Below are 10,514 nucleotides of genomic sequence, written 5' to 3' on the forward strand. Positions count from 1 at the left end.
AGGTTAGGTGTTCCTCAGTAGCAGCGCGCTTGCCCGCGATGAACGATGACGCGGTATGCCTGCCAGACCAAGGTGACGGATTCGCGGGCAAGCCCCGCTCCCACAGGTTAGGTGTTCCTCAGTAGGAGCGCGCTTGCCCGCGATGAACGATGACGCGGTCTGCCTGCCAGACCGAGGTTACGGATTCGCGGGCAAGCACCGCTCCCACAGGTTAGGTGTTCCTCAGTAGGAGCGCGCTTGCCCGCGATGAACGATGACGCGGTATGTCTGCCAGACCGAGGTGACTGCTTGCCCGCGATGAATGATGAAGCGATTCATCACGCCCTCGGTACCACAATCACCCCACCCTGCTGCGCCCGCCATGCACTCGGCGGCGTCCCCACCAGCCGGGTAAACACCCGGGTCAGGTGCGGTTGATCGGCGAAGCCGCAGGCCTGGGCGATATTGACCAGCGACATGCCGGGCGCAAGCAACAACTCTTTGGCTTTTTCCACACGCATCTGCAGCAACCAGGTATGTGGCGCTACGCCTGTTGCCTGCTTGAAGGCGCGAGAGAAATGGCTGCGTGACAGTGAGCATTCCTGAGCGATGCGCTCCACGGAAAGGTCGTTCCCAAGATTGCTGGCAATCAGCTCTTTGGCCAATCGCTCCTGAAGCGGCGTCAGTGTGGTAGTGAATTTGCCGCTGACCGGGGCAATGCGCCCATAGCGAGCAATCGAATGGGCGCACATCGCCAGCAGCACGTGATCGATGAACAGCTGATTGGCCGCTGCCGGTTCATGCAATGCGGGCAGGATCGCCTGGGCCAGATGGTAAAGGACTACGTCCTGAGCCCCCTGCTCGTACCTGAAGCCATCGATACGTCGTCCACCGTTTTCACCCTGGTACTCATCGAAGGTTTGCCGGGGGATATTGAACCGCAGGTTGTCGTAGGCGGCACGGTGCTGACAGCGCAACTGGTCACCCATGAACGGCAGCGAAACACTGCCCTGGAGGTAACCGCCCGAATAGCTCAGACGCCGGCCACGCCACAAGCGGTGCTCGGCAAAGTCTTGAAGCTGGACGATGATGGAAAACGCATCCGCGCAGGGAATATCAATGATCTTGTCAGGATCGGGGCGAGCGTCTGCGATCCGCGTGGCGGTGAACTTATCAGCAGTCAAGTGTGAAACGGCAGGAGCAGTCAAGAACGTATCCTTTCAATCGTGGCTGACGACTGCCCTCTACTCTATCTGCAAAGCGAAAGAACCGCGACCGCCCGGTGGGTGCTTGCTACACACCAGAGCGGTCACACCGGGAACACCCATCAAGAATGATTACTTGAGCAACGGCACATTGGCTGCGCGCTGGTAAGGGCCGTACTCGATCGGAACCCAGTCGAAATGCTTGTCGATAGCCACGATGTGCCCGATACCCGGGAACGGCAAATGGGCAGCAGCGGCCCAGATTTTCTGCTTTGCCACAGCGCTGAAAACCTGGTTGCGGCTGGAGATTGCCTGAGCGGCGTTGACGTCAAAACTGATGGACACTTCCGGGTGCTCAAACTGCACGGCCAGATCATGTACCAGATCGCCCATGAACAGAATGCTTTGCCCCTGAGAGGTGAACTGATAGGTGGTGCTGCCTGGGGTGTGCCCGGTCTCCAGCGCGGTCTGAACCTCCGGAACCGGTGATTCGCCCGCCTTGAAGGTCTTGAAGCGACCGGCAACGATGTACGGCGCAACCGACTCCTGAGCGATCTTGAACAGCTCCCGGGCTTTCTCGGGCACACGGCTTGTGGCCGTCGGGTCCAGCCAGTAATCCGCTTCGGGCTTGGCGGCATACACTGTGGCGTTGGCGAAGATCGGTTTTTTCTGCCCATCGACCAGCCCGCAGACGTGATCCAGATGCAGGTGAGTCAGCAGAATCGTATCAACGTCGGCAGGGTTATAGCCGGAGGCCTTCATGTTCGCCGACAGCATCCCCGCCGTCTCGCCAATGCAGGCTCCAGCACCGGAGTCCACCAAGATCAGGTGTTTGCCTGTATTGACCAGAAACGCGTTGAACGCGGTCTGCACACCAGGGGTTTCAATCGAACGCCGTGCCAGCAAGGCGCGAATCTGCCCAGCACTCAGGCCTTTGAGCAGGTCCGGAGAAAGGTCGTTATAACCGTCAAACAGCGCGGTCACTTCATAGTCGCCCACCGCCAGCCGGTGGTAACCGGGGGCCTGGGTTTTCTGCTGGGCCGGGACTTCAGCCTGGGCTACTGCTGAAGCAAGCACCAAGCCCAGGGCCAGACTGCACAGTATCGGTGGAGCGGAAAGACTCATTGGGGCTTCCTCAAGGCAAATGCATTCCTGTAGGAGCTGCCGAAGGCTGTGAAGCAATGGCTGCGAATCAATCAGGCTGACACACAGCCTTCGCAGACTTGGGCAGCTCCTACCTCAGCGCAGGATGATGCCTGCCTTGAAATGCCTTGAATTGAACCCTTGTGCTTCTGTCACTCAGGGGACAGCAGCGCCGGACACTGCACCAGATGCTCCTTGAGAAACTCGATCAGCGCCTGAACCGGACGCGCGCCCTGGCGATGCTGCGGATACACCGCTGACAAGGCCAGCGATGGGGTGCGAAACTCGTCCAGAACCCGGACCAGTTGCCCTTCCTTCAACGCCTGGCCAACGATGAATAGCGGCAGATAAGTAATGCCCAGTCCCGCGATGGCCGCATCGCGCAGCAGCTCGCCGTTATTGGCCCGCATGCGTCCGCAAAGGCTGACGGCCAAGGGTTTACCGTTGCGCTCGAAACGCCATTGCACCTGGCGACTATGACCATAGGGCAAGCAATCATGCTCTTTGAGCGCTTCAGGCTCTGCAGGCTTACCCCGTCGCTGGAGGTAATCCGGGCTGCAACAGAACACCCGCTCGATACTTGCGATATGGCGGGCAATAAGGGTGGAATCTTCCAGCACGCCGATGCGCAGCGCCAGGTCGTAGCCCTCGCCCAGCAAGTCAACTGAACGGTCGCTCAAGTCCACTTCCACTGAGACTTCAGGATACTTCTGCAGAAATATCGGCAGCAGTGGCCCGAGATGCTCAATGGCAAACGACAAAGGCGCGGTGATGCGGATGGTGCCCCGAGGCTGGGTGTTTTGCCCGGCAATGCTTTGCTCGGCCTGTTCCAGATCCGCGACAAGGCGCAATGCCGACTCGTAATAGGCCTGGCCCAGAGGCGTGACATCCAGCCTGCGGGTGGAGCGATTGAGCAAGCGCACACCCAGGCGTTCTTCCAGCTGGATCAGACGGCGACTGATGAATTGCTTGGACAAGCCCAACTGATCAGCAGCCGCAGTGAAACTCCCGGATTCCATGACCTGGGTAAAAATACGCATATCTTCAAAAGGGTTCATTGTCGCTCACCGGTTGACAGTCAAACGCTTTCTACCAGCTTTATCCGCCGCCTGCACCCACCTAGTCTGCGTTCACTCCCGCATTCATCCAGGTTCCGGCCATGTTCACGTTCCTTCAAAGCTATCCAATGACCTTCGCCGCATTGCTGATCGTGCTGGACCTGATCAGCTGGAACCTGCTGCCCTATCAGAGTCGCCTGCCCAAGGTCGCCGCGAGACTGGGCACGTTTTTGCTGTACAGCGTAGTGATCATCAACGCCGGTTTAAGCCCTCTGGATACCGCACCCTGGGAAGACGACAGCGCGCGGCATCTGGCGGCCACAGCGCTGGAAATCATCTGGTGGATTTTCGCCGCCCGGACCATTACCGAGATCATCGGCATCCTGCTCATGCGTCGCATCGGGCACAGCGGCCGCCTGCTCCAGGAAGTGATAGGCGCTGTGATCTTCCTGATTGCCGTGGTCGCCGCCGCCGGTTATGTATTGCAACTGCCGGTCAAAGGGCTGCTAGCCACGTCTGGTGCCATGGCGATCATTGTTGGTCTGGCGCTGCAAAGCACTTTGAGCGACGTGTTCTCCGGGATCATTCTCAACACCACCAAACCCTATCAGGTGGATGATTCGATCAGCATCGACGGCGTTGAAGGCAAGGTGGTCGACATTGACTGGCGCGCCACCCACTTGCTGACCGGCACCGGCAGCACAGCGGTGATCCCCAACTCAGTGGCGGCCAAGGCGAAAATCGTTAACTTGAGCAGGCCAAAAGACATGTTCGGCGTGTCCATCAACATCATGGTGTCGCCGCATATTCGTCCGCGCCGAGTACTCGACGCCCTGGATCGCGCCCTGCAAGGCAGCAGCGCCCTGCTGCAATCACCCAAACCCCGCGCGGTGGTCAAGGAAGCCAGCCCGACAACCATCGAGTACACGGTCACCGGCTTCATCAAGGACATCAACAACAAAAGCGACGTGCGCAACCTGTTGTTCGACCTTGCCTATCGCCATCTCGAAGCGGCGGGTATTGCCTGGCAATCCGACGTCAAAGCCGAGCCGGCGTCCCGCGCACGGGTATTGCTGGATGAAGTAAAAGTGTTCCGGGCACTTAATATCGAAGAGCGAAATCATCTTGCCCAAAGCATGACGTCGCGAGAGTACGCCGCCGGACAGGTGATCATCGAAGCCGACGAAGTCACCGACAGCCTGCTGGTGATCGCCACCGGCGTGGTCTCGGCGCAAGTACAGGACGGCGGCGATTTCGTTGAAGCCGGCCGTATGGGACCGAGCGAAGTCATGGGCGAACAAAGCATCCTCAGTGACACGCCATCTGAAGCGCGCTTTACCGCCCTCACCTCCTGTGTGGTTTACCGGATCGACAAAACCGTCGCCCGGGAGACCATGGAGCTGGAAGGACAAATCAAAAATGCACTGACGAAACTCCAGGCAGTCCGCCAACACAGTGCCCAGTCTTTGTTGACCGAAAAGCCGACAGTGATCAAGAAAGGCAGCTTTCTCGGCTGGTTGCAGAAACGCTGATCAAGGCTTCCGATGTCACGCGAGACTGCAAGCACGGCCATCTGCGGCTATCCTGTTGTGCTTGATCCGCGCTCTGGCACAGCAAACATGCCCTTGCAGGAGCTCACGAGCACCGCGAGGCAGCGATAGCGATTTGTCTGAGACACCGCCATCGCGGCCTCGCGGTGCTCGTGCGCTCCTACAGAAAAACCGTTTCGCTCTCGATGGTTATTTCATGTTGATCAGAGCGGCCGAACATCGAACCCCACAGGAGGAACAGACCATGATCAAGAAAGTCGGCCCGACTGAAATCAAGGCCAAACATCGCGCCGCCTGCCACTGCGGCGCGGTGGTACTGGAACTGGATTTACCGGACGGCATTGTCGACCCGCGACGCTGTGATTGCTCCATGTGTCGGCGCAAAGGGGCCATTGTTGCCACCGTTGCACAGAATGGCGTCAAGGTCATTCAAGGCCAGAGTCAGCTCAAGCTTTACCAGTTCAACACCCTCACCGCCCTCCACTATTTCTGCGGCAATTGCGGCATATACACCCATCACCAACGCCGCTCCTCGCCGGACCAATACGGCTATAACGTCGGCTGCCTGGAAGGCGTGAATCCTTTCGATCTGGGCCCGATCAAGACCAGCGATGGCGTCAACCATCCGGCCGACCGCCCGCCACCCTCGACAATGAGCGGCTGAGTGCCCCGGCATTGATCCGGCACAGCCTGGCGGTCACGGAAAAGGTATAGCCTCTAACCCTTCAATCGCCCCTAGGCCATCCCCATGCCCCCTGCGTCAACCGCAACCTTGTCCGCCCGTTCTGAACCGCTGCACATGGGCTTCGTCGTCGCCTGGCTGTTTTGCGCGCTGTTCTACTTCGTGCAATACGCCTTGCGCTCGGCACCGGGGGTCATGATGCCGGAGCTGACCCAGGCGTTCGGCCGCGATGTGGTCGCCGTCAGTGCGCTGGTGGGTTTGTATTACTACACCTACTCGATCTTCTCGATCATCGCCGGCGCTGCCCTGGATCGACTGGGGGCCAAGTACGTGATCCCCGCAGGCATCCTGATGGTTGCCATCGGCGCTGCGCTATTCGGGATGGGCGAGTTACAGGTCGCGCAAATCGGCCGCCTTTTGCAAGGCGCGGGTTCAGCCTGCGCCTTCATCGGTGCGGTGTATCTGGCCACCCATGGTTTTCCACCTCGCTATCTGGCAACCGCGGTTGGCTTCACCCAATGCTTCGGCATGATGGGTGGCTTCGCCGGGCAGTTCGCGGTGGGCCCCATCATTCACGGGACCATCCTCTGGCAGCAGTTCTGGTTCATTGCTGCGGGCTGTCTGGTGGTGATCGCCATTCTGGTGATGAGCATGACGCCCAAAGGCCACGATCCCCGACCCGCAGGTAGCAGCAACTCCTTGGGGTCAGTCTTCATCCCGTACAAGAAAGTGTTGAGCAACCCGCAATCCTGGCTATGCGGTTTCACCGCAGGTTTACTGTTTTTGCCGACCACCATCGGCGACATGATCTGGGGCGTGCCGTTTCTGCGTGACGGGCTGGCCGTCGGTTACACCGAAGCGGTCAACCGCAGCAGCATGATTCCTCTGGGCTGGGTGATCGGTTGCCCGTTGCTGGGTTACCTGTCGGACCGTATTGGCCAACGCAAACCGGTACTGATCGGCGGCGCGCTGCTGATGCTGACGGCCAGCGCAGCAATCCTGTACCTGCCTGCCGGGATTGCGCCGCCTTACCTGTTCGGCTTGCTGCTGGGGGTCGGTTCAGGCGCGGCGATGATCCCGTATTCGATCATCAAGGAGGTCAACGCCGATAACGTCAAAGGCAGCGCCACCGGGGCGATCAATTTTCTGGTGTTCACGTTCAGCGCCCTGCTCACTCCAGTGTTTGGTTATCTGCTGGCTCGCCTGGCGATGGGCAATGCACTGACGCTGCCGGTATTTCAGGTCGCAGGCGCATGTTTGCTGGGTGGGATCGTGCTGGCCATCGTAATGGCACTGCTGCTGCGTGAAACGGGGCCAAGACATCAGGGTTGAATGACAGGCCTATCCGTATATGATTCGACCTTGGTTGTACGACGACCATGTCGCTATGCGGCTAGAAAAATGGCCTTTAAAACATGCACAGGACGGGCGATCCACTATGAGTCAAAGTAAAGCTGAAATCCTGGTCTGGGGCCCGATGCACGCCTCGCTGACGCAAAATCTGGCGCGAGACTTCACGGTACACAACCGCTGGGAAATCAAGGATCTGGATGCGTGGGTCGCATCCAGCGGTGACCAGATTCGCGGCATCGTAACCAGCGGCGTAATGGGCACAGATAACGCCTTGCTCGAACGCCTGCCCAATCTCGAAGTGATCAGCAGCTTCGGCGTCGGCTATGACGCGGTGGACATCTCTTACATCGCCAGCCGTGGCATCCAGTTAAGCAACACCCCCGACGTGCTGAACAACGCCGTTGCCGACACCGCGCTGGCACTGCTGCTGTGTGTCTCACGCAAGGTCAGCGAAGCGGAGCGCTTCGTCCGTTCGGGTCAGTGGACCACCGGCAAATTCCCTTTGGGCCGTGACCTGACCGGCAAGACTTGCGGCATCGTCGGCCTGGGCAAGATCGGCAAAACCATCGCCAAGCGTGCAGCGGCGTTCGACATGAACATCGCCTACTTCCGCCGTGGCCAGGCTTATCCTGACGTGTCCTACACCCACTACGCCGACCTCAATGAGCTGGCCAAAGCCTCGGATTATCTGGTGGTGATCGTCCCCGGCGGGCCGGACACCGAGAAGCTGATCAATGCCCAGGTGCTTCAAGCCCTGGGGCCTGATTCATACCTGATCAATGTGGCCCGAGGTTCGGTAGTGGATGAAAAAGCCCTGGTCGCTTCGTTGCAGGCAGGCGGCATTGCCGGCGCAGCGCTGGATGTGTTCGAAGACGAGCCAAATGTCCCGGCAGAACTGCTGAGCATGAATCAGGTGGTGTTGACCCCGCATATCGGCAGCGGTACCTATGAAACCCGCCAGGCCATGGCCGATCTGGTGTTCGCCAACCTAAGCGGCTATTTCAATGAAGGGAAGCTGGTGACGGGAGTAGCTTTGTGAGGCTCGTATGCCCCTGAATTGAAATGCAATTTTCGTAGGAGCTCACCGAGGTTACGAGGCCAGCGATGGCGGTGTGTCAGACAAACCGCCATCGCTGCCTCGCGGTGCTCGTGAGCTCCTACGGGATCCGTTCCTGGAGAGTAAATCGCGCGGTATCAACCCTAGGGCACAAAGCTCTCAGCCAATTTGCTCACTGTTTCACGCTTTTAACACTCCCTCACCGTGCAGCCTCGCCAATCTCGCCTATGGTTGGTTCAGGATGAGAAAAAGGTGAGTCGTCTATGAGCATTGAAACGCTGTTCGCCAATCTGCACAGTCTTCCCAGCATTCCCAAAGTGGCCCAGGATCTGATCCTGCAATTCGACAGCCCATCCTCCAGCCTCGAAAGCATCGCCCGCAATATCGAGAAAGATCCGGTGATCTCGGCGAAGATTCTGCGCTTGGCCAACTCCGCTCGATTCCGCGGCTCGAGGGATTCATCGAGTATCGAAGACGCAGCGATGCGACTGGGTTTCAACACGCTGCGCACGCTGGTGCTGGCCTCAGCGGTCACCGGCGCGTTCAAGGCCGGGCCCAGCTTTGATCTCAAGGGTTTCTGGCTGAAAAGTTTTCAGGTCGCTGGCATCTGTCGCATGATCGCCAAACAGACCGGGGCTGACCCGGAGATTGCCTTCACTTGCGGAGTGATGCATGACATCGGAGAGCTGCTGATTCAGACCGGAGCGCCGGAAGTCGCCGAGCGAATCAATGCCGCGAGCAGGACCGGTACGCCGGGGCGCGCGGCCAACGAAACTGTTCAGCTGGGTTTCGGCTATCCCGAAGTCGGCGAAGAACTCGCCCGCCGCTGGCACCTGCCGGAGGTTATTCAACAGGCTATCGCCTACCAGGCCAAACCCCTGCAAGCCCCGGCCAATGCTCCCCTGCCACGAATCGTGGCGCAGGCGATGCTGATTTCCGACGCATTGGAAAGCCACGGCGGCGCCACGCCCGAAGCACAACAGGCAGTGGTCGGGCCGTTGACCGAGGGGCTGGATCTGGATGCTCTGTTTGCCGGCTTGCCCGCCGTACTGGAGGCGGACAAGGCGTTTGCGGAGTTGTTGAATTAAGGAGGAAGACTCCAAACCTGTGGGAGCGAATTCATTCGCGAAGGCAATGCTACAGCTGATGGAGATGCATCGAATGTACTGGCCTCTTCGCGAATGAATTCGCTCCCACCGGCCGCGAGCCCTGCGCTAGATCAATCTCCAACCAATCCCGATATCAACGCCTTATTGAACCCGGCCGGGTCTTCCATTTGCGGTGCATGGCCCATGCCCGGGAACTCGACAAGCTTCGCACCCGGGATCACTTTCGCGGTGTTCGTGCCCAGCACTTTGTAGTTACCCAACTTTGCCTTGAGCTCTGGCGGGGCGATGTCGCTGCCAATGGCGGTGGTGTCCGCATCGCCAACCATCAGCAAGGTCGGGACCTTGATCCTGGAAAACTCGTAAAACACCGGCTGAGTGAAGATCATGTCGTAGATCAGCGCCGAGTTCCACGCCACCACTTCATGTCCAGGGCCTTTGTTCAGACCCGCCAACATGTCCACCCACTTGTCATACTCAGGCTTCCAGTGCCCTGCGTAATAAGTGCTCTGTTCGTATTTGCGAATTCCTTCGGCGGTGGTCTTGAGCTCTCGCGCATACCATTGATCCACCGTGCGATAAGGCACACCCAAAGCTTTCCAGTCTTCCAGACCAATAGGATTGACCATGACCAATTGCCGGGTCTGCGCTGGGTACATCAACGCATAACGAGTGGCGAGCATGCCGCCGGTGGAATGCCCCACTACCGTTGCCTTTTCGATACCCAGCTTGCTCAACAGGGCGTGGGTATTGGTCGCTAGCTGCTGGAAGCTGTACTGATAATTCTCGGGCTTGCTTGAGGTGCAGAAACCGATCTGATCCGGAACGACCACGCGATACCCCGCGCCGCTCAGGGCTTTGATGCTGTCTTCCCAGGTAGCGGCACAGAAGTTCTTGCCGTGTAACAGCACCACGGTTTTGCCATTCGCCTTGTTCTGCGCAGCAACGTCCATGTAGCCCATTTCCAGTTTTTTACCCTGGGATTCGAATTCGAACTTGCTTAACGGATGGGGGTATTGGAAACCTTCCAGTTGCTTGCCGTAGCTGGGGGTATCCGCCATGGCTTGCAGGGGTAGAGCCAGAGCCAGCATGAATCCGGCAGTCGTTGCAGCGCGCATGTCCAATCACTCCTTAGCAAAAATGCAGCCCAAGGTGATACACCGTGACTTGCGCCACGGGCAAGCGGTGAAACATGAAGTAAGAGTTAAGCGAAAGTTCGGACAGGCTCAAAATCCTGTGGGAGCGGTGCTTGGTCTGGGCGGCATTCCGACGATATGGTTCAGGTGATCTGCCTGAATTATCGCGGTGTCCTTATCGCGGGCAAGCCTGAACTGGTCAAGTAATCACGGACACCGGTTACGGTTTATGCCGCTTTTTTCTC

Annotated in this window: 9 protein-coding genes; 5 read left to right on the forward strand and 4 right to left on the reverse strand. The window is 58.6% G+C overall.

Annotated elements, in window-relative coordinates; translation table 11 throughout:
* Positions 1 to 317: 317 nt before the first annotated feature.
* From IV01_RS03680 to IV01_RS03670, 3 genes are all read right to left on the reverse strand, one after another.
* Entirely contained in the window at positions 318 to 1,187 is an 870-nt protein-coding gene (locus IV01_RS03680; protein ID WP_050507925.1) for an AraC family transcriptional regulator, read from the reverse strand.
* 129 nt (positions 1,188 to 1,316) lie between these two features.
* Positions 1,317 to 2,309 (reverse strand): MBL fold metallo-hydrolase, encoded by a 993-nt coding sequence (locus tag IV01_RS03675; protein ID WP_032631033.1) that lies wholly within the window; start codon positions 2,307 to 2,309, stop codon positions 1,317 to 1,319.
* Between the two features lie 170 nt (positions 2,310 to 2,479).
* Complete coding sequence (locus IV01_RS03670; protein WP_032631034.1) at positions 2,480 to 3,385, reverse strand: LysR family transcriptional regulator; 906 nt, start codon at positions 3,383 to 3,385, stop codon at positions 2,480 to 2,482.
* Positions 3,386 to 3,486: 101 nt separating this feature from the next.
* On the opposite strand from IV01_RS03670, the gene IV01_RS03665 reads away from it, so the two are divergent.
* From IV01_RS03665 to IV01_RS03645, 5 genes are all read left to right on the forward strand, one after another.
* Positions 3,487 to 4,917, forward strand: a complete 1,431-nt coding sequence (locus IV01_RS03665) for a mechanosensitive ion channel family protein (RefSeq protein WP_032631035.1) — start codon at positions 3,487 to 3,489, stop codon at positions 4,915 to 4,917.
* 262 nt (positions 4,918 to 5,179) lie between these two features.
* A complete protein-coding gene (locus IV01_RS03660; RefSeq protein WP_032631037.1) occupies positions 5,180 to 5,599 on the forward strand; it encodes a GFA family protein in 420 nt (139 codons plus the stop codon).
* Positions 5,600 to 5,683: 84 nt separating this feature from the next.
* Positions 5,684 to 6,949, forward strand: coding sequence for an MFS transporter (locus IV01_RS03655; RefSeq protein ID WP_050507928.1), 1,266 nt, complete (start codon positions 5,684 to 5,686; stop codon positions 6,947 to 6,949).
* 106 nt (positions 6,950 to 7,055) lie between these two features.
* Positions 7,056 to 8,009 carry a 2-hydroxyacid dehydrogenase gene (locus IV01_RS03650; protein ID WP_032631038.1) on the forward strand — a complete coding sequence of 318 codons (954 nt, stop codon included), beginning with the start codon at positions 7,056 to 7,058 and terminating at the stop codon, positions 8,007 to 8,009.
* A gap of 281 nt (positions 8,010 to 8,290) precedes the next feature.
* Positions 8,291 to 9,115, forward strand: coding sequence for an HDOD domain-containing protein (locus IV01_RS03645; RefSeq protein ID WP_032631039.1), 825 nt, complete (start codon positions 8,291 to 8,293; stop codon positions 9,113 to 9,115).
* A 131-nt stretch (positions 9,116 to 9,246) separates the two neighbouring features.
* On the opposite strand, the gene IV01_RS03640 is transcribed toward IV01_RS03645, so the two are convergent.
* The gene (locus IV01_RS03640) at positions 9,247 to 10,251 is read right to left on the reverse strand and encodes an alpha/beta fold hydrolase (protein ID WP_032631040.1); all 1,005 of its coding nucleotides are present in this window, start codon (positions 10,249 to 10,251) and stop codon (positions 9,247 to 9,249) included.
* Positions 10,252 to 10,514 lie beyond the last annotated feature (263 nt).

It is taken from the genome of Pseudomonas syringae, assembly GCF_000737245.1.
GTDB classification, from domain to species: domain Bacteria; phylum Pseudomonadota; class Gammaproteobacteria; order Pseudomonadales; family Pseudomonadaceae; genus Aquipseudomonas; species Aquipseudomonas syringae_J.

Coding starts and splice junctions, on each gene's coding strand:
- IV01_RS03645 (WP_032631039.1), top strand. CDS start 8,291: ATGAGCATTGAAACGCTGTTCGCCAATCTGCACAGTCTTCCCAGCATT.
- IV01_RS03670 (WP_032631034.1), bottom strand. CDS start 3,385: ATGAACCCTTTTGAAGATATGCGTATTTTTACCCAGGTCATGGAATCC.
- IV01_RS03650 (WP_032631038.1), top strand. CDS start 7,056: ATGAGTCAAAGTAAAGCTGAAATCCTGGTCTGGGGCCCGATGCACGCC.
- IV01_RS03660 (WP_032631037.1), top strand. CDS start 5,180: ATGATCAAGAAAGTCGGCCCGACTGAAATCAAGGCCAAACATCGCGCC.
- IV01_RS03655 (WP_050507928.1), top strand. CDS start 5,684: ATGCCCCCTGCGTCAACCGCAACCTTGTCCGCCCGTTCTGAACCGCTG.
- IV01_RS03675 (WP_032631033.1), bottom strand. CDS start 2,309: ATGAGTCTTTCCGCTCCACCGATACTGTGCAGTCTGGCCCTGGGCTTG.
- IV01_RS03665 (WP_032631035.1), top strand. CDS start 3,487: ATGTTCACGTTCCTTCAAAGCTATCCAATGACCTTCGCCGCATTGCTG.
- IV01_RS03640 (WP_032631040.1), bottom strand. CDS start 10,251: ATGCGCGCTGCAACGACTGCCGGATTCATGCTGGCTCTGGCTCTACCC.